The 26,467-nt window shown below is 41.9% G+C and carries 23 protein-coding genes and 2 pseudogenes; 8 read left to right on the top strand and 17 right to left on the bottom strand.

The window, feature by feature from the left end; translation table 11 throughout:
* The first annotated feature begins 51 nt into the window (after nucleotides 1-51).
* From pflB to HMPREF9182_RS07310, 5 genes are all read left to right on the top strand, one after another.
* A complete protein-coding gene (gene pflB / locus HMPREF9182_RS07330; protein WP_009754851.1) occupies nucleotides 52-2,367 on the top strand; it encodes a formate C-acetyltransferase in 2,316 nt (771 codons plus the stop codon).
* Nucleotides 2,368-2,501: 134 nt separating this feature from the next.
* Entirely contained in the window at nucleotides 2,502-3,260 is a 759-nt protein-coding gene (locus tag HMPREF9182_RS07325; RefSeq protein WP_009443140.1) for a threonine/serine exporter family protein, read from the top strand.
* A 4-nt stretch (nucleotides 3,261-3,264) separates the two neighbouring features.
* A complete protein-coding gene (locus HMPREF9182_RS07320) occupies nucleotides 3,265-3,720 on the top strand; it encodes a threonine/serine exporter family protein (RefSeq protein ID WP_009754668.1) in 456 nt (151 codons plus the stop codon).
* Nucleotides 3,721-3,904: 184 nt separating this feature from the next.
* Complete coding sequence (locus HMPREF9182_RS07315) at nucleotides 3,905-5,083, top strand: hydroxymethylglutaryl-CoA synthase (RefSeq protein ID WP_009443792.1); 1,179 nt, start codon at nucleotides 3,905-3,907, stop codon at nucleotides 5,081-5,083.
* Nucleotides 5,080-6,354 carry a hydroxymethylglutaryl-CoA reductase, degradative gene (locus HMPREF9182_RS07310; protein ID WP_009443187.1) on the top strand — a complete coding sequence of 425 codons (1,275 nt, stop codon included), beginning with the start codon at nucleotides 5,080-5,082 and terminating at the stop codon, nucleotides 6,352-6,354. The genes HMPREF9182_RS07315 and HMPREF9182_RS07310 overlap by 4 nt, the downstream gene beginning before the upstream one ends.
* A gap of 39 nt (nucleotides 6,355-6,393) precedes the next feature.
* Here the strand turns inward: HMPREF9182_RS07310 and fni are convergent, their stop codons facing one another.
* The 7 genes and pseudogenes from fni to gla form a co-directional block, all read right to left on the bottom strand.
* On the bottom strand, nucleotides 6,394-7,401 hold the full coding sequence (gene fni / locus HMPREF9182_RS07305) for a type 2 isopentenyl-diphosphate Delta-isomerase (RefSeq protein ID WP_128080251.1): 1,008 nt from the start codon (nucleotides 7,399-7,401) through the stop codon (nucleotides 6,394-6,396).
* Nucleotides 7,382-8,401, bottom strand: a complete 1,020-nt coding sequence (locus HMPREF9182_RS07300; RefSeq protein ID WP_009443058.1) for a phosphomevalonate kinase — start codon at nucleotides 8,399-8,401, stop codon at nucleotides 7,382-7,384. The genes fni and HMPREF9182_RS07300 overlap by 20 nt, the downstream gene beginning before the upstream one ends.
* On the bottom strand, nucleotides 8,391-9,338 hold the full coding sequence (gene mvaD / locus HMPREF9182_RS07295; RefSeq protein ID WP_009754467.1) for a diphosphomevalonate decarboxylase: 948 nt from the start codon (nucleotides 9,336-9,338) through the stop codon (nucleotides 8,391-8,393). Before mvaD ends, HMPREF9182_RS07300 begins: the two co-directional genes overlap by 11 nt.
* Nucleotides 9,320-10,198, bottom strand: a complete 879-nt coding sequence (mvk, locus tag HMPREF9182_RS07290) for a mevalonate kinase (protein ID WP_009443208.1) — start codon at nucleotides 10,196-10,198, stop codon at nucleotides 9,320-9,322. The genes mvaD and mvk overlap by 19 nt, the downstream gene beginning before the upstream one ends.
* A 150-nt stretch (nucleotides 10,199-10,348) precedes the next feature.
* A pseudogene (locus HMPREF9182_RS07285) lies at nucleotides 10,349-11,283 on the bottom strand (serine hydrolase domain-containing protein).
* Nucleotides 11,280-12,017: a CppA N-terminal domain-containing protein gene (locus HMPREF9182_RS07280; protein WP_009443757.1), complete on the bottom strand. Its 738-nt coding sequence runs from the start codon at nucleotides 12,015-12,017 to the stop codon at nucleotides 11,280-11,282. Before HMPREF9182_RS07280 ends, HMPREF9182_RS07285 begins: the two are co-directional and overlap by 4 nt.
* 380 nt (nucleotides 12,018-12,397) lie before the next feature.
* Entirely contained in the window at nucleotides 12,398-13,249 is an 852-nt protein-coding gene (gene gla / locus HMPREF9182_RS07275; RefSeq protein WP_009754742.1) for an aquaglyceroporin Gla, read from the bottom strand.
* Nucleotides 13,250-13,352: 103 nt separating this feature from the next.
* Here gla and HMPREF9182_RS07270 point away from each other — a divergent pair, with 103 nt between their 5' ends.
* Both HMPREF9182_RS07270 and HMPREF9182_RS07265 read left to right on the top strand, forming a co-directional pair.
* Complete coding sequence (locus HMPREF9182_RS07270) at nucleotides 13,353-15,632, top strand: Xaa-Pro dipeptidyl-peptidase (protein ID WP_009443495.1); 2,280 nt, start codon at nucleotides 13,353-13,355, stop codon at nucleotides 15,630-15,632.
* 52 nt (nucleotides 15,633-15,684) lie between these two features.
* Nucleotides 15,685-15,984 carry a YbaB/EbfC family nucleoid-associated protein gene (locus HMPREF9182_RS07265; RefSeq protein ID WP_009754466.1) on the top strand — a complete coding sequence of 100 codons (300 nt, stop codon included), beginning with the start codon at nucleotides 15,685-15,687 and terminating at the stop codon, nucleotides 15,982-15,984.
* Between the two features lie 182 nt (nucleotides 15,985-16,166).
* On the opposite strand, the gene HMPREF9182_RS07260 is transcribed toward HMPREF9182_RS07265, so the two are convergent.
* On the bottom strand, nucleotides 16,167-17,927 hold the full coding sequence (locus HMPREF9182_RS07260) for a glycerophosphoryl diester phosphodiesterase membrane domain-containing protein (RefSeq protein ID WP_009443430.1): 1,761 nt from the start codon (nucleotides 17,925-17,927) through the stop codon (nucleotides 16,167-16,169).
* 59 nt (nucleotides 17,928-17,986) lie between these two features.
* Nucleotides 17,987-18,481, bottom strand: coding sequence for a DUF536 domain-containing protein (locus tag HMPREF9182_RS07255; RefSeq protein ID WP_037602790.1), 495 nt, complete (start codon nucleotides 18,479-18,481; stop codon nucleotides 17,987-17,989).
* 282 nt (nucleotides 18,482-18,763) lie between these two features.
* Between HMPREF9182_RS07255 and HMPREF9182_RS07250 the strand changes: the two genes are divergently transcribed.
* Nucleotides 18,764-19,939: an NAD(P)/FAD-dependent oxidoreductase gene (locus HMPREF9182_RS07250; RefSeq protein WP_009444033.1), complete on the top strand. Its 1,176-nt coding sequence runs from the start codon at nucleotides 18,764-18,766 to the stop codon at nucleotides 19,937-19,939.
* Nucleotides 19,940-20,003: 64 nt separating this feature from the next.
* Here the strand turns inward: HMPREF9182_RS07250 and HMPREF9182_RS07245 are convergent, their stop codons facing one another.
* The 8 genes and pseudogenes from HMPREF9182_RS07245 to HMPREF9182_RS07215 all read right to left on the bottom strand — a co-directional run bounded on the left by HMPREF9182_RS07245 (nucleotide 20,004) and on the right by HMPREF9182_RS07215 (nucleotide 26,458).
* Nucleotides 20,004-20,744, bottom strand: a complete 741-nt coding sequence (locus HMPREF9182_RS07245) for a MerR family transcriptional regulator (RefSeq protein ID WP_009754283.1) — start codon at nucleotides 20,742-20,744, stop codon at nucleotides 20,004-20,006.
* Between the two features lie 75 nt (nucleotides 20,745-20,819).
* Nucleotides 20,820-21,281 carry a hypothetical protein gene (locus HMPREF9182_RS11075; protein WP_369665119.1) on the bottom strand — a complete coding sequence of 154 codons (462 nt, stop codon included), beginning with the start codon at nucleotides 21,279-21,281 and terminating at the stop codon, nucleotides 20,820-20,822.
* Nucleotides 21,261-22,489, bottom strand: a pseudogene (locus tag HMPREF9182_RS07240) (P-loop domain-containing protein); the annotation flags it as partial. The pseudogene HMPREF9182_RS07240 and the gene HMPREF9182_RS11075, both read right to left, overlap by 21 nt.
* 45 nt (nucleotides 22,490-22,534) lie before the next feature.
* On the bottom strand, nucleotides 22,535-23,707 hold the full coding sequence (locus HMPREF9182_RS07235; protein WP_009754792.1) for an MFS transporter: 1,173 nt from the start codon (nucleotides 23,705-23,707) through the stop codon (nucleotides 22,535-22,537).
* A gap of 213 nt (nucleotides 23,708-23,920) precedes the next feature.
* The gene (locus tag HMPREF9182_RS07230; RefSeq protein WP_009443683.1) at nucleotides 23,921-24,463 is read right to left on the bottom strand and encodes a PadR family transcriptional regulator; all 543 of its coding nucleotides are present in this window, start codon (nucleotides 24,461-24,463) and stop codon (nucleotides 23,921-23,923) included.
* A gap of 119 nt (nucleotides 24,464-24,582) precedes the next feature.
* The gene (locus HMPREF9182_RS07225; RefSeq protein ID WP_009754691.1) at nucleotides 24,583-25,329 is read right to left on the bottom strand and encodes a class I SAM-dependent methyltransferase; all 747 of its coding nucleotides are present in this window, start codon (nucleotides 25,327-25,329) and stop codon (nucleotides 24,583-24,585) included.
* Between the two features lie 111 nt (nucleotides 25,330-25,440).
* Nucleotides 25,441-25,773 carry an AzlD domain-containing protein gene (locus HMPREF9182_RS07220; protein WP_009443692.1) on the bottom strand — a complete coding sequence of 111 codons (333 nt, stop codon included), beginning with the start codon at nucleotides 25,771-25,773 and terminating at the stop codon, nucleotides 25,441-25,443.
* The gene (locus HMPREF9182_RS07215) at nucleotides 25,763-26,458 is read right to left on the bottom strand and encodes an AzlC family ABC transporter permease (protein ID WP_009755116.1); all 696 of its coding nucleotides are present in this window, start codon (nucleotides 26,456-26,458) and stop codon (nucleotides 25,763-25,765) included. Before HMPREF9182_RS07215 ends, HMPREF9182_RS07220 begins: the two co-directional genes overlap by 11 nt.
* Nucleotides 26,459-26,467 lie beyond the last annotated feature (9 nt).

The following is a 26,467-nucleotide window of genomic DNA, read 5'->3' as shown; positions in this document are numbered from 1 at the left end:
ATATAAATGTAACAGATGCCTGTTGCTAGAAAGAAAAACGAGGAATTTAACATGGTTGTTAAAACTGTTGTCGAAGCACAAGATATTTTTGACAAAGCTTGGGAAGGCTTCAAAGGTGAAGATTGGAAAGAAAAAGCAAGTATTTCACGCTTTGTTCAAGCTAACTACACTCCTTATGATGGAGATGAAAGCTTCTTAGCCGGTCCAACTGAGCGTTCTCTTCACATCAAAAAGATTATCGAAGAAACCAAAGCGCATTATGAAGCAACTCGCTTCCCAATGGATACTCGCCCAGCTTCTATCGCTGGTATTCCAGCTGGTTATATCGACAAAGATAACGAACTTATCTATGGTATCCAAAACGACGAACTCTTCAAATTGAACTTCATGCCAAAAGGTGGTATCCGTATGGCTGAAACTACTTTGAAAGAAAATGGATACGAACCAGATCCTGCTGTTCATGAAATCTTTACTAAGTACGTGACAACAGTAAATGATGGTATCTTCCGTGCTTATACTTCAAACATTCGTCGTGCTCGCCACGCTCACACAGTTACTGGTCTTCCAGACGCATACTCTCGTGGACGTATCATCGGGGTTTACGCTCGTTTGGCCTTGTACGGTGCTGACTACTTGATGGCTGAAAAAGTGAACGACTGGAACGCTTTGACAGAAATTGACGAAGAAACAATTCGTCTTCGTGAAGAAATCAATTTGCAATACCAAGCGCTTGGCGAAGTTGTTAAATTAGGTGACCTTTATGGAGTTGATGTTCGCCGACCAGCCTTTGATACAAAAGAAGCTGTTCAATGGACAAACATTGCCTTCATGGCAGTCTGCCGTGTCATCAACGGTGCTGCAACTTCTCTTGGACGTGTGCCAATCGTTCTTGATGTCTTTGCAGAACGCGACCTTGCTCGTGGAACATACACTGAAAGCGAAATCCAAGAATTTATCGATGACTTCGTTTTGAAACTTCGTACTGTTAAATTTGCTCGTACAAAAGCTTACGACCAATTGTACTCAGGTGACCCAACCTTTATCACCACTTCTATGGCAGGTATGGGTAACGATGGTCGTCACCGTGTTACGAAGATGGACTACCGTTTCTTGAACACTCTTGACAACATCGGTAACTCTCCAGAGCCAAACTTGACAGTTCTTTGGACTGACAAATTACCTTACAACTTCCGTCACTACTGTATGCACATGAGCCACAAACACTCTTCTATCCAATACGAAGGTGTAACAACAATGGCGAAAGACGGATACGGCGAAATGAGCTGTATCTCATGTTGTGTATCTCCACTTGACCCAGAAAATGAAGAACAACGCCACAACATCCAGTACTTCGGTGCTCGTGTAAACGTTCTGAAAGCTCTTCTTACAGGTCTCAACGGTGGTTACGACGATGTACATAAAGACTACAAGGTATTTGACATCGATCCTATCCGTGATGAAGTCCTTGAATTTGAATCCGTTAAAGCGAACTTTGAAAAATCACTTGACTGGTTGACAGACACTTATGTAGATGCTTTGAACATCATCCACTACATGACTGATAAGTATAACTACGAAGCTGTTCAAATGGCCTTCTTGCCTACTCACCAACGTGCAAACATGGGATTCGGTATCTGTGGATTTGCTAACACTGTTGATACATTGTCAGCTATCAAGTACGCTACCGTTAAACCAATCCGTGACGAAAATGGCTACATCTACGATTACGAAACAATCGGCGAATACCCACGTTGGGGTGAAGATGATCCTCGTTCAAACGAATTGGCTGAATGGTTAGTTGAAGCTTACACAACTCGTTTGCGTAGCCACAAACTTTACAAGAACGCTGAAGCTACAGTATCACTCTTGACAATCACATCTAACGTTGCTTACTCTAAACAAACTGGTAACTCACCAGTCCATAAAGGAGTTTACCTCAACGAAGACGGTACTGTGAACTTGTCTAAACTTGAGTTCTTCTCACCAGGTGCGAACCCATCTAACAAGGCAAAAGGTGGCTGGTTGCAAAACTTGAACTCACTTGCTAGTCTGGACTTCAGTTATGCAGCTGACGGTATCTCATTGACAACTCAAGTATCACCTCGTGCGCTTGGTAAGACTCATGATGAGCAAGTGGATAACTTGGTAACAATCCTTGACGGTTACTTTGAAAATGGTGGACAACACGTTAACTTGAACGTTATGGACTTGAAGGACGTTTACGACAAGATTATGTCTGGCGAAGACGTTATCGTTCGTATCTCTGGTTACTGTGTAAATACTAAGTACCTCACTCCTGAACAAAAAACTGAATTGACACAACGTGTCTTCCACGAAGTTCTTTCAATGGATGACGCCTTGAGCTAATGAAATAAGTCATCAAAGAAAAGAAGATTGGATGTTCTCCAGTCTTCTTTTTAACATTATCACAAAATTTTTATGAAGAAGCTTCTGAATTTTGCTATAATAAAAGAAAGTTTAGAAATACTTGGAAAGAGATTATGGAAGAGCCAAAAGATTTTAATCTAGCAGTGGATGTCATCATGCTAGCAGGGACCCTCTTACTACAAAGCGGATCTGAAATATATCGTGTAGAAGATACTATGATTCGCATTGCACACTCGCAAGGGATTATTGATTGCAATGCATTAGCAATGCCTGTTGCTATTTTCTTCTCTATCGAGAATACGAATATTTCTCGTATGAAACGTATTGTTCATTCAAACTACAATATAGAAAAAGTTTGTGATGTCAATCAAGTATCACGACAGTTGACTAGTGGAGAATTGACTTTACAAGAAGCTTATCACCGCTTACTTCGCTTGAAAAATAAGAGTCTTCCCTACAACAAAAAACAACTAACGATTGCGGCAACTCTTAGTGCCCCCTTCTTCTCCATCATGTTTGGAGGTAATTTTTATGATGCAATCGGTGCTGCTATCGCTACATTTTTTGGTTTTACTTTTTCTCTTTACGCCGAAAAATATGTTCGTATTCCCTTTGTAAGCGCCTTTGCTGGTGCATTTGTTTTTGGTTTACTAGCTCAAATATGGGCTCGCTATTCAGGTTTTGACTCGACAGCGGACTTAATTATTGCTGGAGCTGTGATGCCTTTTGTTCCTGGTATTGCACTGACCAATGCTGTCAGAGATATTATGACCAACCATATCAACTCAGGAATGAGCAAACTCTTTGAATCTCTTCTCATTACGCTTGCGCTCGGTGCGGGTACTTCCGTTGCCCTCGTTTTAATGAAATAAAGCTATGACAATATTAACATTCTTATTACAGGCTCTAGCTAGCCTATTAGCAATCATCACATTTCTTATCGTTTTAAATGTTCAACGTAGCATGCTGATACCGGGTGGTATACTTGGGATGGCTGTCTGGTTACTTTACCTCCTTTTGAAAGGACCTACAAATGTTATTGTAGCAACATTTGTAGCAGCAATCGTTGGGTCTTGCATCAGCCAAATTCTCAGCATCATCTACAAAACACCTGCTGTTGTTTTTATTTTGGCTATTCTAGCGCCTCTGGTCCCGGGCTACATATCTTATCGGACGACTGCCTTCTTTGTCACTGGTAACTACAGTCAAGCCATGGTTCATGCGACATTGGTCGTCATTCTAGCTCTAGTCATCTCCATTGGTATGGCCAGTGGAACGGTTGCCCTTAAACTTTATAAATATATTGAGAAAAGGAAGCGAGTCGTTGATTAAAACCCTTGCGGGCTATAAAATTTGAAACACCAGAGTAATTTACTGAAAAATCAGGTGTTCTCACTACCTTTTTCTTTTGACCTATCTTTTTAAGATAGGTCTTTTCTATCAGTTTTATATTAAATTGTGATAAAATAGAGATTGAAATACTCTTGATTGTCTTATCAAGATATGAGGTTTTAGTATGAAAATTGGAATTGATAAAATTGGATTTGCAACATCCAATTATGTCTTAAAATTAAATGATTTAGCGGTAGCTCGTGGGACTGACCCGGAAAAGCTTAGCAAGGGGCTCTTGCTCAAAGAACTAAGCATTGCTCCTCTGACTGAGGATATTGTTACCCTGGGAGCGGCGGCAGCAGAACCCATCCTGACAACAGAGGACAAAGAAAAGATTGATATGGTCATCGTGGCCACTGAGTCAGGGATTGACCAGAGCAAGGCAGCAGCCATTTTTATTCACGGCCTTTTGGGCATCCAGCCTTTTGCTCGCAGCTTTGAGATCAAGGAAGCCTGCTATGGGGCGACTGCTGCACTGGACTATGCCAAGCTCCATATCGAAAAACATCCAGACAGCAAAGTTTTGGTGTTAGCTAGCGATATTGCCAAGTATGGCATTAACACTCCTGGCGAGCCAACGCAGGGAGCGGGAGCTATTTCTATGCTGATTAGCAGCAATCCTCGTATCCTCGCTTTCAATGATGATAATGTAGCTCAGACACGCGATATCATGGATTTTTGGCGCCCAAATTACTCGACAACACCTTATGTGAATGGTCTCTATTCGACCCAGCAATATCTGGATAGCTTAAAGACAACTTGGGCGGAGTACCAGAAACGCCACAAGCTCACTCTCAAAGATTTTGCGGCCTATTGCTTCCATCTGCCTTATCCAAAACTAGCTCTTAAAGGTCTCAATAAAATCATGGATAAAAGCCTGCCTCAAGAGCAGCAAGAACAGCTCAAGAAAAACTTTGAAGCCTCCATTCTTTACAGTCAAAAAGTTGGAAATATCTATACAGGATCCCTCTTTCTAGGCCTTCTGTCTCTTTTAGAAAACTCTGACAACCTCAAGGCCGGCGATCGAATTGCTCTCTTTGGTTATGGTAGCGGAGCTGTCTCTGAAATCTTCAGTGCCAATTTGGTAGAAGGCTATGAAAAGCATCTATCCCAGACACGCCTAGAGGAATTAGACCAGCGTCAGGCCCTTTCTGTTGAAGAATACGAGCACATCTTTTTTGCAGAAGCGGAGCTGGATGCGGAGGGCAATGCCAGTTTCTCTGGCTATGAAAACCAAAGCTTTGCTCTGGCAGAAATTGCAGAGCACCAGCGTAAGTATATCAAAGTTGAGAAATCATCATGAAAGTAAACTGGACTGGATTTTCCAAAAAAACTCCTGCTGAACGGCTGCAGATGCTGAAAGAAAAGGGAATATTACAAGATGAACACTGGCAGCTGTTAGACAGTCAGCAGACTTTGCCTCTGGAAACAGCCAACCAGATGAGTGAAAATGTCCTGGCCACTCTGGCCCTGCCCTACTCTCTGGTGCCAGACTTTCTGGTGGATGGCAAAAGCTATCAAGTTCCTTTTGTGACAGAAGAGCCATCTGTGGTAGCAGCGGCTAGCTTTGCAGCTAGGATTATCAAACGTTCAGGCGGATTTGAAACCGAGGTTCACAAACGCCAGATGATTGGGCAAATTGCCCTCTATCAGGTTGAAAAGGTCGACCAAGCCATCAAAGATGTTCTCAAGAAAAAGAAAGAGTTGCTGGAACAGGCCAACCAAGCCTATCCATCGATTGTTGCTCGTGGTGGTGGAGCTAGAGACCTCTGGCTGGAGCAAAAGGATGACTTTCTCATTTTCTATCTATCTGTGGATACGCAGGAAGCTATGGGAGCCAATATGCTCAACACTATGCTAGAGGCTCTCACCCTTCCTCTGGAAGAGCTGACTGGCGGTAAGAGTCTGATGGCTATCCTGTCAAACTATGCAACAGATAGCCTGGTAACAGCCCGCTGTGTCATCGACTATCGCTTTCTCAGCCGAGATAAGACCGAGGCGGAACTTCTTGCAGATAAGATGCAGCTGGCTAGCAAGCTAGCCCAGATTGACCCTTACCGGGCAGCTACCCACAATAAAGGTATCTTTAATGGTATTGATGCTTTGGTGCTGGCTACTGGAAATGACTGGAGGGCTGTAGAAGCCGGTGCCCATGCCTATGCCAGCCGAGAAGGAAGCTACCGCGGCCTCTCTACTTGGACGGCAGACCCAGACAAACGCCAGCTTCATGGCCAGATGACCCTGCCCATGCCCATTGCGACTAAGGGAGGCTCCATCGGCCTCAATCCCGCAGTGGCAGCCAGCTTTGACTTGCTAGGGCAACCTCAGGCTAAGGACTTGGCATCCCTCATCGTATCTGTCGGATTGGCGCAAAACTTCGCTGCCCTAAAAGCCCTAGTCAGCACTGGCATCCAAGCCGGACATATGAAATTGCAAGCCAAATCTTTAGCATTACAAGCTGGAGCCCAAGGCGAAGAAATTGCTGCTGTAGTCCGTCACTTAACAGCTAAGAAGACTTTCAACCTCGCTGCTGCTCAGGAAATACTAGCTGACTTACGAAAACAGGACAAGTAAAAAGGCCTTGATGGCCTTTTTTGTATGTCTTTATGCTATTTATTTAATCTGTTCCTGAGCTTCTTTCAGCCGCCCATAGAGTAGATAGGGAACACTCTTTAGTTCTTGCAAGTTTCGGCAAGACAGGGCGCACATGATGAGGCGCAGATCCGATTTCCAGCCTTCTACAATAGCAATAACCTCTTCCACAGAGTGATTTTCCACCAAGTCCAGCATGGTGCGAGAGAGGCCGACCGCCTTGGCTCCTAAGACAAGGGCTTTGATCATATCCAAAGGATGACGGACACCTCCACTAGCCAAAAGTTCGACCTCAGCGCGAAGTGGCTGAAGAGCTAGCAGGCTCTGCAGAGTAGATTGCCCCCAATCATTGAGATAGTCACGATTGCCACTCCGCTGATTTTCAATATAGGCAAAGCTAGTGCCACCCCGACCGGAAATATCAAAAGTCTGAATCCCCAAGGAGCGCGCTTCTTCGACAGTAGAGCGATCCATGCCAAAGCCAACTTCTTTAAGAATTAGAGGAATTTCTAATCGCTGACCATAATCTTCTAAGTGCTGGCGCCAAGAACGAAACTCTCGCTCGCCCTCTGGCATCAGCAATTCCTGCATGAGATTGACATGGACCTGCAAAAAGAGGGGATGCAAATCAGCTACTGCCTGCTGAGCGGCTTGAAAAGGCTTGTCCAAGCCGATATTGGTAGCCAGCAATAAATTAGGCCGACCAGTCGCCACCCGATAGGAAGGATCAGAAGGATTTTTCAAGGCTGCGCTGTAAGAGCCAGTCACAAAAAGAAGACCACAACTTTCAGATACTTGAGCCAACTTTTCATTGATTTGACCGCCTTTTTGGCTGCCACCAGTCATGGCATTGATATAAAAAGGGAACTCCCAATCACGACCAGCGAAGTGAGTAGATAAATCAATCTCCGCCAAATCATACTTGGGCAAAGAACGATGAATCAGTTCCATTTCATCAAAACTATTGTAACCTGGACGCTGCTCTAAAGCGTATTTGATATGGTCATCCTTACGATTCTGGCTCATCATGGTCCATCCTTTCTCTGTATAATAGCTCAATGCCAGCTGCTTGCCAAGCTTGAATCAGTTGCTTGCTAGATGCGGCATCAAAGCTAAGAGCAATCCCGCAGTCGCCACCGCCGGCACCACTGCTCTTAGCCACGCAGTTCAGTCCCTCTGCTGCTTCCTTTAGAGCCTTCAGTCTGTCTATATAGATAGCTGGGCTGAGCATTTCTAAGAGCTGACTAGCCTTTTCCAGACTAGACTGAATAGCAAGCTTCTCTCCTGCTAATAAAGCCTTCTCCAAGGCATCGACCTGCGTCCTACTGCCTGTCAAAAAGGACTCTGAAATAGCTGACTTGACCTGATTGACCAAGTCCTTAGAAATCGCCGGCTGCTTGGTCCAACCAACCAGAAAATCCATGGCTAAGCAAGTCTTAATGCTGCGAATTTCAAAGCCCCAATTCTCTGCTAATAATTGCTGTAAATCAACTTTGCCCATACACTTGCGGACCAGCTCTCTATCAAAAGACCGGTAGTAAATCAGATCTTCATAAGCAATGCAGGCTAGATCTCCCATGGAGCCATTGTCTCCGCGCTTGAGAAGGACGTAAGAAGCCAGCTTAAAGAGTAGCTCTGGCTCTAAGTCCAGTTCATAAAGTGCTGCCATGGCCTTAAGGGTCAGAATAACCACACTACCGCTGGAGCCAATCCCGAACTTCTTGCCATCCCTTTCCATCTTGCCACTAATTTTTAGAGAAAAAGGCTGAAGTTGGTATCCTAAGGCTAGCAGATAAGTGTTCATAACCCCTACCGCCTCCTGAATCAAGGCATAATCAGGGTCTGTCTCTAGGTTAGCACTGTGTTCGAACATATCTGATGTCAAGCGATAGTCAGGCGCTGCCTGGATTTCTCCCGTCATATAGATAGGAATGGCCTTGATAATGGCCGGCTGACCGGCCGTCAGCACTGCATATTCACCCGCCAGATAGAGCTTGCCACAGGTTTGAACTCTTGCACTAGTCTTCATCTGACAAGTCCTTTGTTTTGGAGACAATAAGGCGATAGTCCTTCTCAAAAATGGCCACCAGATGGTCTAGATCTTCCTCCAAGGAGAGTACCTTGACATTGGGCCCTGCGTCCATGGTAAAGTAGCAGCGCTCCCCCTGCTCCCGCAGCTTTCTGACAGCATCCATAGCTTGGTAAGACTCCTCTGTCAGATAAGAAAACGGAGGATAAGCTTTTTCAGTCGTAGCATGCATTCGAAGAGCATTTTCTTCCGTCAGCTGACCTACCTTGGCAAAATCATTGTCCTGCAAATAGCCTAGCATGGCCTGATAATCTAAGGCAGACTGGGCAATCCAATCTGGGAAAATGGTGGAAGTTTTAGCACAGAGCTCCATACCGTCACGGCTGGAAATGGGCTTTTTCTCATCGTACAGAACCAACATAATCATGGCTAGCTTCAAATCCGTCTTGACTGGATAAATGGCTCCGCTGTCCTTATCCCAGGCCGCTAGCGGACCAAAGAAAGACCGAGCTGACGACCCTGAAGCAAACTTGGCCAGCTGAGCCAGCTCTTGCGTCTGATAGCCCGTCTGAAAATAAGCATTGCAGGCCTTGACTAAGGCAGATAGACCACTGGAGCTGGAAGACAGACCCGCTGCTGTCGGCATATTGTTGCTGGTATCAACGCGGACAAAACCATCTTCTGGAGAGCGGAAGCGGTCAATAATCTTACTGATTTTGGCATGTTCTGCCGGACTTTGTAGCTGACCGTCAATATAAAACTCATCTCCAGTCGCTGTAGCCGGTAAAGGACTCAGCTGGGTCTCGGTGTACATATTTTCCAGTGTCAGCGAGATACTGCTGGTAGACGGAATCATCTTTGCTGCATCTTTCTTCCCCCAATATTTGATAATTGCAATATTGGCATAGGATTTGACACTTACAGGCTTTCGATCCATGTGTTAATGGCCCCTTTCTCTCTCAATAAGGCGGCTAAGGCCTCCGCCTGACTTTTTTCTCTTACAAGAGCAATGACACAGCCACCCAGGCCACCGCCACTCATTTTAGCACCCAAAGCTCCATTTTCAAGCGCTGCCGCCACCAGCTCATCTGCTTTCTGGCAAGACACTCCTAGCTTGGCTAGCTTCTCATGAGCTTTTGTCATAGCTTGTCCCATTGTCATCAAGTCCTTGATAGAAATAGCCTTCTCAAGGATTTTCGTTAAATTCCCCAATTCTTGGAGCAAAGGCAGAGCCTTTTGACCCTGACTTTCTACAGCACGGATAGCTTCACGGGTATGGCCGTGAATGCCCGTATCTGCAATCACTAAAAAGGCACCCAGATCCAGCTCAATTTCACTGAAACCGAAATTGCGGATAAACTTAATAGCCACATCGCTGAGGCAGGTCTTGGCATCAAGGCCGCTGGGATTCATATGGGCAATCATCTCCGCCCGATTGGCTAGAATTTCCAGCGTCTGGTCATCCAGCTCTTCTTCAAAGTAGTCAAAGACCGCCCGAATAGCCGCAATACTGACTGCGGCTGAAGACCCCATCCCCCGCTTCTCAGGGACCATGGACTCCACCTGACAGCGAATCTTAGCCCCTTGCCTGCCTAGATGTTCTAGACAGGCAAAAACAGCCATAGACAGCGTATCATCGGCGTAGAGGGTCCAGACTTGATCAGACGGAAAGACCTGACAGGTTACTTCAATACGATTAAGAGGCAGGGAAATGGCAGGATATCCGTAGACAACCGAATGCTCTCCCATTAAAATAATTTTACTATGTGCCTTGCCGACACCAATTTCTTTTGTCATATTCTTCTCTTGTTTGTAGATTCTCTCTATCTTATTTTAATATACTTTAGCAAAAAAAGCGATTTTTATTAAGAGAAAATCACTGGAGCTAGAGGCCGATATTTTTATAGGCAGACATGATAAAACTCCGGGGCTTACAGCCGGAGTTTTTTAAAGTTCTTTTCTTATTAGATCCATCAGCTGGTTACGATCTAAGATCCATTGAGCTCGCTCGTCTTTTTCATAGGTCCGGTTAGACAGGAAAATAGCTGCCTTTTGCTCCTTGCGATTATACATGATAAAGGTTCCCGTGTAGCCAGTGTGATCCAGCCAGCTGCCCTCTAAGTTCCAAGCTAGACCGCGCCTTTTGCCTGGCTCCTTGGAAAAATTCTGGGTCAAATTGGCCGCAAAGTCATCCTCCAGATAATGTTCCAGAAATATCTCCAAATCCCTGAGAGTTGAAAATAAGCCAGCACTGCCAGCATGAATGCCTAGAACACGCGCCTTGGGATCATGAACCTGACCATCCTGAACACCGCGAATGGTCGGCACAGCACCTGGAACTGGTCCAAAACCTGTCTCAGCCAAACCCCAAGGCTGGAAAATCTGACTTTGAAAAATCTGATCCAAAGCTTGACCATAGATCTCTTCCAACATAAAGCCCAAGAGCAGAAAATTCACATCCGTATAGCGGAAGGTCTTATCTTCAAGCACCGTCAAATGATTGAGCGCTGCTTTCAACTCAGGAGCTGTCAGCTGATCACGATTGGGAATAAAGGGATCCAGTCCTGATGTGTGAGTCAAGAGCTGACGCACAGTTACATCTTCTCGATGAAAGGCCGGATAATAATGCTGTAAGGGCAAATCCAGATCCAATTTGCCTTGCTCACACAAAAAGGCTGCCAGAGTTCCGACTCCGACCACCTTGCTGACGCTAGCCAAGTCATAGACCAAACCAGCTTGAGTGGCTTTTTTTCTTGCGGATTAGCCAAACCAAAATATGATTCCTGCCACTGGCTAGCTTGGTACAAGGCCAGACTCGCTCCAGGATAAATCCCTTGTTCAATCTGGTCTTCGATTTTCTCAAAAATCTTTTGTTTTGTCATGCCTTTTCAAACCACAATTCAATACGACTATCATCGGTCGTCAAAAGAAACTTCTTAGACTTTGGTATAAATAAATCTCGTTCTTCAAATAAACCAGATAATTCATCTACATCAAACGATTCCACAGAAAATTTTAACATAGACAAGTCCCATGTAATATCATTATTCACCAACAAATCTGGTCCTATTTCTTCTTTAAAAGCAAGCGGAAGAGTTAAGCTAATTGCTTGATAATAAGATTCTGCCTTTGCCTTATTTGGAACATGCAGCACAATTTCCTCAATGTGAAACTGAGTTAAACCAACAAAATGTTCCTGCAATTCAAATACTGGCAAATCTGAGATAGCCTCTAACGTAGCTACATCGTCTTCTGCATGAACAAAGAAAAAATCCCCTTCTGGAGAGATGGCTGTAAAAGCATAGCCTTTCTTTCCTTTATAGATTTGATGAATTTGAGGCGCTTGATGTAACAAAGCTTCGATTTCTTTTGGATCCACAACTTTCAAGGTGATTTGAGCAATTTTTTTCGGTCCTTCTACTTTACGTGTACGCATGCTTGGGGATTCTTCAATCACAAGCTTTTCACTCTTCGTCTGATCCCCTAGACTAACAATCGCTCCCTCCTCCAGAAGGTTTTTCATTCCCAATGTGCGGCAATAAAATTCAAGATTTAAGCGACGGTTATTTACTTTTAATACTGGAACTGTCTTTATTATCTGATCATTCGTTGTCATAAATTCCTCCAAGTCTCTTCTATTGTAGAAAATTTTGGCTCATTTTACAAATAATTATACAAAATTTCGAGAAAAACAAACACAAGCTTAAACAAAAAGTAGCAGGTTATTCCTGCTACTAGTAAATCAACAATAAACATTGTGGGCAACAACCAAACCATTGGCAGATTCGAATTCATACTGTAAATAGTTTTGATGAGTCCCAGCCCTCTCTTCAAAATAGCAGTCAGGCCTGGCTAATAATCAAATAAGTTCAAAGTAAAAAAGCATCATCTACATCCATTTAAGTGGTCCCACTCAAAATACTTAGCTTTCATTTTATGCTCCATCTCGCCTTTTCATTTAAAAGAATAAAATAAAAAGGGCTTGCGCCCTCTTGATTATCCGTAGATAAGTTTAAATAACATAACAGCAGTGATACCTGCAAGGATAGGTGCTACGACTGGTACCCAAGCATACCACCATTTTGAATCACCTTTGTGCTCACCAAGGATTGATTTAGGTAAGATAGCATGAAGTAAACGAGGACCAAAGTCACGTGCAGGGTTCAAACCAGGACCTGTAGGACCACCAAGTGAAGTCACCAAAGCCATCACAAGGAAACCAAGCGCTAAGTGAGAAACAGCCAAACCGCTGTTGACATAGTGCCCAATTTGTACTTTACCTTGAATAGTAGAAGCATCTACGCCTTGAGTTGTTGCAAACTTAGCAACTTCTGCACCAAAATAATTCTTTGTCATAGCGAGAGCTGCAAAGAAAAGCACAAATGAACCAACAAACTCATTTATAAAACCATTAATAGTTGCTGCTTTACGAGACTCAGGTGTTCCATGGTCGAGGCTTGAAATAGTTGAGAAACTTCCTAAGATATGATTTGCATTGTCAGTTTTTAAATAGTAAGGACGGTGAGTCGCAACCACAAGAGCTTGTCCAAACATCGCTCCCAAAATCTGAGCTGCAATGTAAGGAGCAACATGTCCCCATTCAAAGTAACCACTAACAGCCAAACCTAAGGTGAAAGCTGGGTTAATGTGATTTCCTGAAACATTTCCAAACATAAGAGCGGGGATCATAACACCCATTCCATAACCAACTGCAATAACTAACCACCCACTTTGGTGACCCTTAGTGCCTTTCAACTCAACGTTGGCAACAGCACCGTTTCCTAAAATAATCAAAATGGCAGTACCCAGAAATTCTGTGATGTATTTCGCCATCCATGTAACATCCATGTGTTCAATCTCCTTATAAAATTTTTAGACAAACTTTATTGTATCAGTTATAATGGAGAATGTAAAGGTCAATTTTAGATAAATACAAAAAAGGAGTAAAAACATGCGTTATAATCAGTACAGCTATACCAAAGCATCCACAGAAACCATGTTAACCGAACTGAGCAATCTTGGCTTTGATTTCCAAGCAACAAACTCTCCAAAAGAGAATCTTCTACTCTTTTTAAAAAGAGCTCTATTCGGCTACCAAAACATAGATACTATTTTGTCCAACATGGTAGCAGACAATGAAACTGATCTATTGACTTTTTTTGAGTCCAATCGTGAACTGACAGATGTGGTTTTCTACACCATAGCTTTGCAGCTTTTGGGCTTCACTCCCTTCGTAGATTTTGAAAATGTAGCAGACTTCTGTAAAGAGATTAACTTCCCGATTACTTACGGAAATAACCTTGAAAATCTATACCATCTCCTCAATACTCGAACAAAATCTGGAAATATTTTAGTTGATCAGCTGGTCAGTGAAGGATTAATCCCTGAAGACAATCAATATCACTATTTTAACGGCAAGAGCCTCGCAACTTTTAGTAGTCATGATGCTATCCGTGAAGTCGTCTATGTTGAGTCTCGCGTCGATACAGATGGCGATGGGCGACCTGATCTGATAAAAGTCAGTATTATTCGCCCTCGATTTGAAGGAAATATCCCAGCAGTCATGACAGCTAGCCCCTATCATCAAGGGACTAATGACAAAGCAAGTGATAAAGCACTCCACAATATGAATGTAGACTTAGCTTGCAAAACACCTAAAAAAATTACGCTTCAAGAGTCAATCATCCAAACAGTCGAATCCCAAGGACAGGCAAACTTGGTTGAGACATCTGAAGAAAAGCTGGGCCATATAGGCACTTATACCCTCAATGATTATTTGCTTCCGCGTGGTTTTGCCAATCTCTACGTATCTGGTGTTGGAACCAAGGACTCTGAAGGATTGATGACTAGTGGTGATTATCACCAGATCGAAGCCTACAAAAATGTCATTGACTGGCTTAATGGTCGTTGCCGTGCTTTCACTGATCATAGCCGCCAACGAGAAATCAAAGCGACTTGGTCAAATGGAAAAGTAGCTACGACTGGTATTTCTTACCTAGGAACCATGTCAAACGGATTAGCCACAACTGGTGTAGATGGACTTGAGGTTATCATTGCTGAAGCTGGTATTTCATCTTGGTACAACTACTACCGTGAAAATGGTCTAGTCACTAGTCCTGGTGGCTATCCTGGAGAAGACTTTGAATCTCTAACTGAGCTAACTTATTCTCGCAACCTAAGAGCTGGCGAATACTTGCGCCATAACGATACCTACCAAGCAAGTCTAGATAAGCAAAGGCGTGACTTAGAAAGGGAAACTGGAGACTACAACCAATTCTGGCATGATCGAAATTATCTGATCCATGCAGATAAGGTTCAAGCAGAGGTTGTCTTCACTCACGGCTCCCAAGACTGGAATGTCAAGCCACTCCATGTCTACCAGATGTTTCATGCTCTGCCATCTCACATCAAAAAGCATCTTTTCTTCCATAATGGTGCTCACGTCTACATGAATAACTGGCAATCCATTGACTTCCGTGAAAGCATGAATGCCCTTTTATCTAAAAAATTACTAAACTATTCATCCAGCTTTGACTTACCACCTGTTATCTGGCAAGACAATAGCCAGGCGCAAAACTGGATGAGCCTAGACGATTTTGGAAATCAAGAGAACTACGCTCATTTCCATCTTGGTAAAGGCTCTCAAGAGATCCAAAATCATTATTCTGACGAAGACTACAATCGCTTTGCAAAAAGCTATCAAATCTTTAAAAATGAGCTGTTTGAAGACAAAGCACAACAAATCACCATTGATCTACCACTAGAAGATGACCTATTTATTAATGGGTCCGTCAGACTCAACCTTCATCTCAAATCAAGCACAAATAAGGGGCTAATTTCTGCACAACTTTTGGACTATGGCTCTACAAAACGACTCACGCCAATTCCTAGCCCAATAGAGCCCAGAGCCATGGATAATGGTCGCTACTATATGCTGGATAATCTAATGGAGTTACCTTTTGCAGATACACCACATCGTGTCATCACTAAAGGCTTCCTTAACCTGCAAAATAGGACAGAACTCTTAACTGTTGAAGAAGTCATCCCTAATCAATGGATGGAGCTATCTTTTGAACTTCAACCAACTATTTACAAGATGGCAAAAGGTGCCAAATTACGCCTCGTACTTTACACAACAGACTTTGAACATACTGTACGGGATAAGACAGATTACAAACTGACCATTGACCTAGAAAAATCTAGCTTAGATTTACCAGATATGGTAAAATAGTCAAGAGAAAACAAACAAGGCTTCACCCTTAATAAAAGGAGACAAAAATAAGATGATGAACATGCAATCAGTGATGAAACAAGCACAGAAACTTCAAAAACAAATGGAACAAAACCAAGCAGAATTAGCTGCAACACAATTTATCGGAAAATCTGCTCAAGATTTAGTCACTGCAACTTTGACTGGCGATAAAAAAGTCGTCAAGATTGATTTCCAGGCTGCAGTTGTTGACCCAGATGACCTTGAAACCCTATCTGATATGACTGTTCAAGCTCTGAACCATGCACTTGAACAAATCGATGAGGCAACTAAAAAGAAAATGGGCGCATTCGCAGGAAAATTACCATTTTAAGCAGAAAGAGGCTGGGACAAAAGTCCTAGCCTCTCAATTGTCTTTGGATTGTCGAGCAAGACGCAGTGGTTGAGTGGGCTCTACTACGCTGATTTCATCAGCTTTTACAGCCCTACTCAACTGTGCGGAGGTGGGACGACGAAATCGAATTCTGACGAATTACCGATTTCTGTCCCACTCTCTTAATTACCAGGAAAATTAAGTAGATCCTTTGCCTTATTTTCTAGCAAAGTAGCATATTTAGGATTATCTTTTAGCTCTTTAATCGAGTTTTGGATATAGGAAACATCATCTGTGATAATCCCATCTACTCCTAATCTAAAGGATTTCGCTGTTGCATCTTCTGTATTAATCGTCCAAGCATAGAGGTACTTATCCGATTGCCATATTTTATTGACAAAATTATCATCTAACGTCGAATATTCCATCGTATAGCCTGATGCCTGAGTACGAGGAAAAATCGTATTATAAGGCAAGATAAAGAAGACTTGTATATCCTTATCATAATCCAACACTTTATCAATCACATGGTAATCTAAAGATTGCATTTGATGACCATAAATTTTTATCGTTGCCGCATATTTTTTCAAAAAACGATCCATCATATCACTAGAATCTAGCTTACTCGTTTTTATTTCAATCAAAAGCCTTTGGCCCAGTTGATTCGCTCGTTTTAAATAAGTATCAAAACTAGATATTTTAGTCCGATAGCCATTCTCGTAAATATCCAACGCAGTCAATTCCGCCAGGGTTAACTCTTGAGGGCGTTTATCTATACCAGCTAAATTTTTTAGAGTCGTATCGTGCATCATGACAAACTGCCCATCCTTCGTTTCCTGAACATCCATTTCGACATAATCTGGCTTGAGTAGAGCCGTCTTTTCTAACGACTCAACTGTGTTTTGCACACCATTTCCATCTGAAACTCCTCTGTGCGAGATGGTTTTCGGAATCGTTTGCAAAGGAAAATGCAAATAAATCAAGCCTTCTGCTGCAAATACCAAGCAGGATATCAGTAAAACAAAACCTCGCAACCAAGGACTCCCTTTTTTCTGAGGATAATCGGCTAAAGCTTTGTCCGTCAAAAAAGAAAGGAATTTGATCAGAAAATAGCTCAACATAAAATAATAAGCTAATTTCATCAAAATAAAGTTAAAAATCCCAATTCCAAGGCTAATCATATTAGACTGAGTATCAGCATAATGCTGTAAGAAGATTAGCATTAAAATAGAAAAAGCATAAATAAAGAGACTTTTAAAAATAATCCAAGACAAGTGCCAAGAATAATGGAGCAGTCGTTTTCGCGTCTTATCCAAGCTAAACTGGATGGCCTTACGAACGGGTATCTTTTCTAAGAAAATTTTAGGAACTGCAAACATCAAGCGCACAGCAATTAGAAATAAAATAAGAACGAAGATGCTGATAGCAATACCTAAATAATACTGATTTTCCAGATAGGTCACAATAAAGTCTGGAATTAATAGCTTATTTAGATAATAGATCTTCAAAATTTGTCGCATAAAAGGAAATAGAATTCCCATATAGCAAACAATAAAGAGAACCTTACTGGGCCTTGCTCGCAACAACATTACCCAGCTATCACGAAAAGTCGCTTTGAGAAAACCAAAATGAGTGCGTTCTTCTTCGTCTAATAGATTGCGAACCCCCATAAAGATTATTCCAATTTGAGAATAAGCAACCAATAAATTTACTAAAAAGAGGATCACAAATTGAGTCGTCACTAGCCAATTTGCTGAAAAAACGCTCACCGCATTATTGTAAGACAAGAACTCATAACCTGTCTGCTTAAGAAGTGACTCAGCTGCCCAAGATGTAAAAGGTATCCAAGCAAACTCCATCATCATAAATACAATGAAAAATAGTAATAATATTCGATCTAAATTTCGGTAAAGTCGCCTTAAACCTAGCTTATGTGGTCTCATTCTGTTCCTTTCTTTTCATAATAAGGTAAGGCTGAGACAATTCTGCCCCAGCCCTCTTTTTACTTCCCAAGCAAACGCGCCCAGAAGCCTTTATTCTCTTGTTTTTGAGCTTGCTCTTTAGCTTCATCCAGTTCCAACAGCAAGGTCTCACGCTCACTCATGGCCTTTGCTGTCAACTGTTGTTGCTGATCCAGCTGTTTGTCTTTTTCAGCAATCTGAACATCCTTGATACGCAGCTGCTCATCTTTTTTAGCTAGCTGGCTGTCCTTGGCCTTAAGCTGTTCATAGAGACGCACAATCTCAGCATTCTTCTCATCTACCAAAATTTCCATCAGCTCTCGCTGCTTAACATCTTCACTGACCGGCTCATCTTCAAAAATAGTCTTTTTATAGATTTCTTCCAGCTTAATCAAACCACTACGGGTCACTACTGTGACCCCTTTATCGTTCTTTTCAGTATCTTCCGGCGGAAGCGCCTTGACACGATTGTTAATCGCTTGACGACTAACTCCGAGAATCTCAGCTAACTCACTGACTGTCTTTTCAATTGCCATAATTTCCTCAAAAACTTTTTCTAGATATAGATACCTAAATCTTATCATATCAAGGCTTACCTGTCAAATTTCGCAATATTTTTTAAGTCTGCCTTCTATCTTTTTTGCCCTTTTTTGTGATACAATGAGACAGATTAGTCTAGCAAAGGAATTAAAAAACGAATGATTGAGAGTCCTGGATATTCTTAGCTACAATCGTTCAAAAATGATTGCAAGACAGTAAAACATTATAAGACTACCAACTCACAGACAAAAAACACTCTCCACGAAAGGAAAAAGCAAATGAACCATTTCGACACAATCATCATTGGCGGTGGACCGGCTGGCATGATGGCTGCCATTTCCAGTTCTTTCTACGGACAGAAGGCCCTGCTCCTTGAGAAAAATAAACGACTAGGCAAGAAACTAGCCGGAACAGGCGGCGGGCGCTGCAATGTGACTAACAATGGAAACTTGGATGATCTCATGGCTGGCATTCCAGGCAACGGGCGCTTTCTTTACAGCGTCTTTTCACAGTTTGACAACCATGACATCATCAACTTTTTCACTGAGAACGGCGTCAAACTCAAGGTTGAAGACCACGGCCGTGTTTTCCCAGCGACAGACAAGTCCCGCACTATTATCGAAGCTTTGGAAAAGAAAATTGCAGAGCTGGGTGGCACTGTCATCACCAATACTGAAATCGTCTCTGTCAAAAAAACTGATGATCTTTTCATTGTCAGATCTAGCGATCAGACTTGGACCTGTCAAAAATTGATTGTGACAACTGGTGGCAAGTCCTACCCTTCAACTGGCTCGACAGGATTTGGTCACGATATTGCCCGACACTTCAAGCACACGGTGACTGACCTGGAAGCGGCTGAAAGTTCTCTCCTAACTGACTTTCCCCACAAAGCGCTTCAGGGGATTTCACTGGACGATGTGACCCTAAGCTACAGCAAGCATAGCATTACTCACGACCTACTCTTTACCCACTTTGGTCTATCAGGTCCGGCAGCCCTGCGCTTGTCTAGCTTTGTCAAGGGTGGCGAAACCATCTATCTGGACCTTTTGCCACAGATGAGTCAGCAGGATTTGGCGGGCTTTTTAGAAGAACATCGGGAAAAATCACTGAAGAACTGCCTGAAAATCCTCCTACCTGAGCGCTTAGCAGACTTTTTAGCGCAGCCATTCCCCGATAAAGCCAAACAACTCCATATCAGTGAAAAAGAGGCTCTCATCAAACAAATCAAAGAACTACCCATCCCTGTCACTGGCAAAATGTCCCTAGCCAAGTCCTTTGTAACCAAAGGTGGCGTCAGCCTCAAAGAAATCAATCCCAAAACCCTAGAAAGCAAACTGGTTCCTGGCCTCCACTTTGCTGGAGAGGTCTTAGACATCAATGCCCATACGGGCGGCTTCAACATCACATCTGCCCTCTGCACTGGCTGGGTAGCAGGGAGCTTGCATTATGAGTGATTAACAAACTATTTAAAGGATTAAAATCATTAAAAAACTGGTCGAGGAAAATCCTCGCCAGTTTTTATTCTACATTCCTTCGTACATAAGCTGCAATCACATCTGATGTGTACTGAGCTGTGCCAACTCCAAATTTGTCGATGTTTTCCTTAAACTCTGGGTTATAGACATATCCTTGACCGATGTGGGCAAAGACTTGTAATGAGCAATCAAAGCCGTAAGTGCGAATGGCTTGTAAGAGACGCGCTGCCTGCTCCTGATTTTCTGCTGCTTCAATCGGCAAGCCTTGTTGCATGTTCTCTGCTAGACTTTGAAAAACTTGATTGAAAGCTGCGGCAGATTCTTCTTCCCGTCCATTTTGACGAGCCAATGCTTCTGACATGACTTCTCGACCGTATTCTTCGACAGCATCTTGATGGTATTTGTGATTGTCTTCGTAGGTAAAACCTGCGAATTTTTCTTTCATTGTCATCTTTCTTTCTCCCTTTTCGTCTTGGATGGTTTTTTGTAAGGTGGAAATCAAGGTATCCAAGCGATCTCTTTCCTGCTGCAGATACTCTAACTGCCTAACCAGATGCGGCAATAAAGCCTGTTCATCCTGACTCAGCAGCTCTGCTATTTTCTCCAAGGAAAAGCCCAAGTACTTATAGTAAAGGATGACTTGTAGGCGCTCTAAATCAGCTTGACTATAGGTTCGGTAGCCATTTTCTGATTTGGCGGGTACTAAAAGCCCGATTTTATCGTAATGATGTAGGGTTTTGACAGAGACACCCGAAAGCTGGGCAGCTTTTTTGATATGGTACATGTAATTGCCTCCTTGCCTAACTAGTATATACTATGACCTCAGGGAAGGGCAAATTTTAAAAAATTTTTCTACATGTTACTTTATTTTCAAACCTCGATAACGATTAATCATAGCATAAAATTCCTGTTTTCTTGGCAAAGCTAAGTTGCCAGGATGTCCAGTATAAGGTGAGACAGCATCTAATCCAAAATTTTCAATGTGTTGATAAAGTTGTTCAATCGCTTCTGATAAAGAAGAATGGTCATTTAAAAAATGATTTTTAAAATAGGCTAACATAACAGCAAGAGCATTCGTTTGACTGTCATCGACTAACTGCTCCAACCCAGATAAATCAATCGTTTCCCAGCCATAAAGAAGATGCAATCTTCCCTTGGCTCTTAGACGATCTTCCTTACCAGATAAAGGGAAACTAGAACTAAGAGGAACCCGCCTACTAAGGATTTCAAAGGGTTCCACAGAATCTTCCCGATTATAAGAATCAGCTGCTGCAATATTTTTTGCCTTAGCCGTGACATCTTTAGGTAGGTATTCATCCATCATAATAACTCTGTCAGCATTTTCAAAATAATCGCCTGAGCCGCCAATAATTAAAATAGTTGATACTCCTAAATCTTTATAGAGGGATTGTACTCTATCAACAAAAGGTGTGATTGGTTCTTTTTCTTTGACAATCAGCTGCTGCATCCTTCTATCACGAATCATAAAATTCGTAGCCGATGTATCTTCATCAATGAGAAGCAAAGATGCCCTAGCTTCCAATGCTTCCACAACATTCGCAGCCTGCGAAGTACTGCCGCTGGCATTCATGGTTGAAAATTGTTTTGTATCTTTATTACCAGGCAAATGATTAATAAAGGGACTGATATCTACCTTTTGAATAGAGCGGCCATCTTCTGCACGAATTTTTACTGCATCAGAAACCGTTAGTACAAATTCACGACCATCATTGGGAATATGGTTATAAACACCACGTTCAAGTGCCTGCAAAACTGTCGACTTTCCGTGAAAACCACCACCCACGAGCAAGGTAATTCCTTTTTTATGCCCATTCCAGTCACAGTTTTTCCGCTTGGTAAATGAAATTCTATTTCCAGATTGGCCGGACTTTGAAAAGGTTTGGCTCCTATCAAAGGCTTATCTGAAATTCCGCTTTCTCTTGGTAAAATTGATCCATTTGCTATAAACGCGACTGAATTTTGTTTAGGTAATTCTTCTCTGAGATATTTTTGATCCAAAATAAGATCAATCTGAGTTCGTAAAGCTGTCTGATTTAGATGACGATAGAAAAGAGCTTGCTTAATGATTTCTGGAAGAATATCTTGAAAAATTCGATTTGCCGCTTTTCCTAAAATGCGTCTCCCAGCAGCCGGTAGACCAACTTCAAAACGAACTTCAATCTGATTATCTTTTATTAAAACAGCTGTTCGCTCCAACATTTCTTGGCCACAGCGGTCAATCATAATGAGACCGCTGGTACCTGTCCCTTTTACTGAATGATTAAATTTTTGGCTTTGTTTATAAAAGTTTCGTGTTAAAAAATCCGAAACAGCAATTCTCTTATTCTTTTGATTGATGTACTCTTTGGGAATGTCCACTGTTTCACGCTGTATAAGAATTCTCATCTTTGATGGTGGAGCGTAAGGATCTACCTGAACATGATCAATCGCTAAAATATAATCAGGAAACTGATAAAAACCTTTTATTCTTTTATAACCTGAGTAGCTTTGCCCATCTATAGACAGCAATAGCTGCTGAAGTTTTTTATATTCTTTCAAAACGAAACCTCCTTTTTAATGATTTAAGCGACTTGCAAAAACTATCATATAAAGAACGATAGCACCTGCCAAAATAACATAAGCCCATTGTAGACCAAAGTTTTCAGATAAAAGACCACTCAATACAGGGCCCATCATCATGCCGACAGAATAAGCTGTATTATAAATCGCAAATGTGAAACCATAGCTTGCATTTTCTTTTTCCTGAGCTAAATCAGCCATACGAGGCAGACTCGGTGCAAGAATCATTCCCATACCGATGCCAATCAGACTCAAAGCGGCTATTTCTAAATAGATATTACTAGGAAGAGTGACAAATGCCATAGCTAGCGCAGTGATAATGAAACCTAGAACAGTCATCCTTGCATGACCTAATTTTGTAGAGAGTCTCCCAATCAGAGGAGCAATGACTGCATAAGCAATCGTAGGCACAGCAAAAAGTAATCCTATAACAAGTGGTGTAGCCTGAAATACCGCTTCAAATCTAGCGGGTAAAGTCGGCTGCAGGGCACTTGGAACCGCAGCACCAATCATGACAGCGCCGACTATCAATAGAAACTGCTGATTTCTTAACAGCTCAAATGGCTGTTGTTCTGTTTGTTTCCCTCTATGCGGCTCTTCTTTCAATAAAAGAAGACGCAGCAAACCATCTAAAACAGCCATACCTGCTGCTACAAAAAATGGAAACATATACCCACCGATTTGGTAGAGCCAGCCACCCAGACTTGGGCCAACAAGAATCCCCATAGCTTGACCTGATAAGGCAATTCCCATAGCTTGACCTCTCTCTTCAGATGGATAAAAATCTGCCAAGAGAGCCAAACCAGCTGTCCATGTGATTGCAGCAGCACAGCCTTGTAAAATACGAGCTAAAAGCAAAAACCAAAAAGTATTTGCAAAAGCAAAGAGTAGAGTTGCAGCTGCCAAACCAAGAATTCCCCAAAGCATCGGCCCTCTACGGCCAAGCTTATCAGAAATCATTCCAAAAATAGGAGTTGTGATTAATAGGGCTAAAGCATAGCTTCCAAATAGAAAGCCCAAAGCTGTCTGGGAAATCCCTAAAGAAGCTGCGTAAATTGGTAGGATTGGCACAATCATACCATGAATAAACATGTCTGTAAAAACGGCTAAAGCAACAACAAATAAAGCTTTTTTTCGATTGGTATTTAAATTTTCTTGTTTTTTCATAGTGATTCCTTTCAATATATAAATTTTTAGATTGTATTGTCAAACCACCGCTGCTAGCTTCCCCCCACCACCGATAACAATCATTTCAGTTAACTGCTTAAAACTCTGAAACAACAGCATCCTTTTTTGATAATCATTCATTTTTATTCCTTGTTGTATATTCTATATTGAATATAAGAGTAGTTTTTAAGAGTTAGAATGTTTTCTAACCCTCTACTCCTCTTCAGTTTGCAAATAGTCTTGAGCCTGCTTGATAAAATCTCGTTGGGCACGAACCATCGCCAACATATGATCAAAAATTAGTTGTACCATAGGCGATATTTGATTGTTCAACGCTTCTCGCTTTTGTTCCCATCCCTGTAAAATAATCATTTCTTCCCGATCTAACTTATTTTCCTGCTCCTGCAGGGCTAAGCTCACCTCATCATCTGATAATTGCTCATAAAAAGACAAACCAGCATATAAAGCCGAAGGATAAGTAAGGACTGGACTTTCTAAAGCTTCACGAATAAGTTCTTTTAAATAAACTCTCCCCTGATCTGTTATCTGATAAACCACTTTTTGGCGATGACCTGTCTGCTCGACACTAGAAATAGTAATAAATCCTTCATGCTCTAATTTCTTTAGAGCATGATAGATAGAGCCTACTTGAACAGCTCCCCATCTTTGAGCATCTGTCGTCTGCATCATTTGCTGAATATCATATCCCGACATTGCTTTCATATCCAAGATAGCTAATACTAATAATTTTGTCATCATCTCACACCTATAATCAACATTGAATATTTTGGAAAAAGTATAACAAGTTTCATAAAAGATGTCAAGTATCCCAACAAAAAATTAACCTCCTAGATCTAGTCCAGAAAGTTAATTCTCTATTTCCAAGAAGCCATAGCAATAAAGCCCAGCTTTTCCTGATTTTTTTGAAACATCTTAAACATTTTCATGAATTGACTATAATTATCCTTTTTTAGAGCATTAAAACATATCTTCAAGGTGCCACCTAGACCTTCATCGTAAATCATTCCGCTCACACTCATTAAAGTCATCTCCCCAACAAAAGTGTCCACTCGGTCAAATCGATGAGAACGTGCGAGTTGAATCCAAGAACCTTCTGTCAAAGGACCGACATTCACATTAATCGCACGAGACAGTTCTACCCGTACAGCCTCATCTTTTTGTTTGAGCATAACATCATGAGTCAAAAGAACACCGCCTGGCTTCAGTACACGATAATACTCCTCCATACACTTGGCTTTTCCTTTTTCTGTCTGCATAGTCAGCATGGCTTCATTAATAACAATGTCAAAAGTATCATCTTCGTAGGGAAGTTTCATAGCATTGGCTTTTTCAAAAGTCACAAACTCCTCTACCCCTACCTTTGCTGCTGCAAGGTGCGCCTGCGCCAGTGCCTTGGTATCTAAATCCACTGCTGTAATCTGGCAGCCATATTTTTTAGCTAGCTCAATCGTTGTTGTTCCCATGTTACAAGCTACTTCCAGTACCTTCTTATCACTAGAGAATTGCCCTTGTTCAATCAGCCAATCAGTAGCTAGCTTACCACCTGGACGAAGGCGTTTCTTTCCTAATTTTGCTAAAAATTTATGACCTGCTTCTGCCATGATACACCTCCTAGTATCTACTATCTTCATTATAGCACATTTATGAGATTTTCTGACAATTCTTATAAATTAAAAATCCTTCTAGAAAGATAGAAGAATTTTATTGATATCTTATAAAAATTGTACTCCAAATCGTAATAAGGCAATCAGAATAACTCCAAAAATAACCGTTAGGATGAGATTTTTATACTTAAATGCTACATAAGTCGTCGGGAAAACAACTACTAAGTCCAGCCACTTGAAGCTAGGAAACTGACCAATCTGAGCATTACTCACACTCGATAAAATCAAAGCAAAGATAATAGAAACCGGCAAATATTTCAAAAAACGTTCTACAACTGGCGGAAGTCCACGATATTTTACTAAGACAAAGGGAATAATCCTAGACGACCAAGTCGCTAAACCCGAAAAAATAATAGCCATCAAAATGTAGTTACTTATCATCTAATAGCACCCCCACTGTACAGCCCAATAAAGTTGCACATAAAACGGCCAAAGAATTTTGAACCAAGATTGTCAAACAAAGATAGGAACATCCTACAACAGTCAAGACTATAAAAAGTTTATTGATTTTTACTCGGCGTAGCATAATCTCAAACTGAGATGCAAAAATTCCAATAAACATGGCAACTAAAGCAAAGTCCAATCCAAAGTTTTCAGGATTTGGCAAGAGGCCACCTAGGGCGGTACCAAGCACTGTACCAACAAACCACGCTACATAACTCAGTAGGTTATTTCCATGCATCCATTGAGGTAAAATCTGTTGGCTATGTACTCGCTCTCCCATCAAAACACCATAAGTCTCATCTGTTAAAAGACTACCCATGCCGATATTTTGCACCATACTAAAATCTCTAAAGATAGTCGAAGCATGTAAGCTCAACAAAAGCAAACGTAAATTAATTAAAAAGACTGTCAGAGTAATAGACAAGATAGGAGCTCCTTGAGCAAATAAACCAATCATGGCAAACTGAGCACTGCCGGCATAAACCAAAAGGCTCATCAGACCCATTTCAAAGGGGTTCATATAAGGTGCAGCCATAATCCCACAAGCTAGACCAATACTGACATAACCTAAGGCAGTAGGAATAGCAGCCTGTGCTCCTTGCTTAAATGTTTGTCCTCCCATGCTTCTCCT

This window comes from Streptococcus sp. oral taxon 056 str. F0418 (genome assembly GCF_000220065.1).
In the GTDB taxonomy this organism is placed as follows: Bacteria; Bacillota; Bacilli; order Lactobacillales; family Streptococcaceae; genus Streptococcus.
The sequence above is the reverse complement of the archived record's forward strand: the minus strand, read 5'-3'. Positions and strand labels throughout refer to the sequence as shown.

Excerpts from the sequence above, each read along its gene's own strand:
- pflB (WP_009754851.1), top strand. The coding sequence starts at position 52 with ATGGTTGTTAAAACTGTTGTCGAAGCACAAGATATTTTTGACAAAGCT.
- HMPREF9182_RS07325 (WP_009443140.1), top strand. The coding sequence starts at position 2,502 with ATGGAAGAGCCAAAAGATTTTAATCTAGCAGTGGATGTCATCATGCTA.
- HMPREF9182_RS07320 (WP_009754668.1), top strand. The coding sequence starts at position 3,265 with ATGACAATATTAACATTCTTATTACAGGCTCTAGCTAGCCTATTAGCA.
- HMPREF9182_RS07315 (WP_009443792.1), top strand. The coding sequence starts at position 3,905 with ATGAAAATTGGAATTGATAAAATTGGATTTGCAACATCCAATTATGTC.
- HMPREF9182_RS07310 (WP_009443187.1), top strand. The coding sequence starts at position 5,080 with ATGAAAGTAAACTGGACTGGATTTTCCAAAAAAACTCCTGCTGAACGG.
- fni (WP_128080251.1), bottom strand. The coding sequence starts at position 7,401 with ATGATGAGCCAGAATCGTAAGGATGACCATATCAAATACGCTTTAGAG.
- HMPREF9182_RS07300 (WP_009443058.1), bottom strand. The coding sequence starts at position 8,401 with ATGAAGACTAGTGCAAGAGTTCAAACCTGTGGCAAGCTCTATCTGGCG.
- mvaD (WP_009754467.1), bottom strand. The coding sequence starts at position 9,338 with ATGGATCGAAAGCCTGTAAGTGTCAAATCCTATGCCAATATTGCAATT.
- mvk (WP_009443208.1), bottom strand. The coding sequence starts at position 10,198 with ATGACAAAAGAAATTGGTGTCGGCAAGGCACATAGTAAAATTATTTTA.
- HMPREF9182_RS07280 (WP_009443757.1), bottom strand. The coding sequence starts at position 12,017 with ATGACAACGAATGATCAGATAATAAAGACAGTTCCAGTATTAAAAGTA.
- gla (WP_009754742.1), bottom strand. The coding sequence starts at position 13,249 with ATGGATGTTACATGGATGGCGAAATACATCACAGAATTTCTGGGTACT.
- HMPREF9182_RS07270 (WP_009443495.1), top strand. The coding sequence starts at position 13,353 with ATGCGTTATAATCAGTACAGCTATACCAAAGCATCCACAGAAACCATG.
- HMPREF9182_RS07265 (WP_009754466.1), top strand. The coding sequence starts at position 15,685 with ATGATGAACATGCAATCAGTGATGAAACAAGCACAGAAACTTCAAAAA.
- HMPREF9182_RS07260 (WP_009443430.1), bottom strand. The coding sequence starts at position 17,927 with ATGAGACCACATAAGCTAGGTTTAAGGCGACTTTACCGAAATTTAGAT.
- HMPREF9182_RS07255 (WP_037602790.1), bottom strand. The coding sequence starts at position 18,481 with ATGGCAATTGAAAAGACAGTCAGTGAGTTAGCTGAGATTCTCGGAGTT.
- HMPREF9182_RS07250 (WP_009444033.1), top strand. The coding sequence starts at position 18,764 with ATGAACCATTTCGACACAATCATCATTGGCGGTGGACCGGCTGGCATG.
- HMPREF9182_RS07245 (WP_009754283.1), bottom strand. The coding sequence starts at position 20,744 with ATGTACCATATCAAAAAAGCTGCCCAGCTTTCGGGTGTCTCTGTCAAA.
- HMPREF9182_RS11075 (WP_369665119.1), bottom strand. The coding sequence starts at position 21,281 with ATGGATGAATACCTACCTAAAGATGTCACGGCTAAGGCAAAAAATATT.
- HMPREF9182_RS07235 (WP_009754792.1), bottom strand. The coding sequence starts at position 23,707 with ATGAAAAAACAAGAAAATTTAAATACCAATCGAAAAAAAGCTTTATTT.
- HMPREF9182_RS07230 (WP_009443683.1), bottom strand. The coding sequence starts at position 24,463 with ATGACAAAATTATTAGTATTAGCTATCTTGGATATGAAAGCAATGTCG.
- HMPREF9182_RS07225 (WP_009754691.1), bottom strand. The coding sequence starts at position 25,329 with ATGGCAGAAGCAGGTCATAAATTTTTAGCAAAATTAGGAAAGAAACGC.
- HMPREF9182_RS07220 (WP_009443692.1), bottom strand. The coding sequence starts at position 25,773 with ATGATAAGTAACTACATTTTGATGGCTATTATTTTTTCGGGTTTAGCG.
- HMPREF9182_RS07215 (WP_009755116.1), bottom strand. The coding sequence starts at position 26,458 with ATGGGAGGACAAACATTTAAGCAAGGAGCACAGGCTGCTATTCCTACT.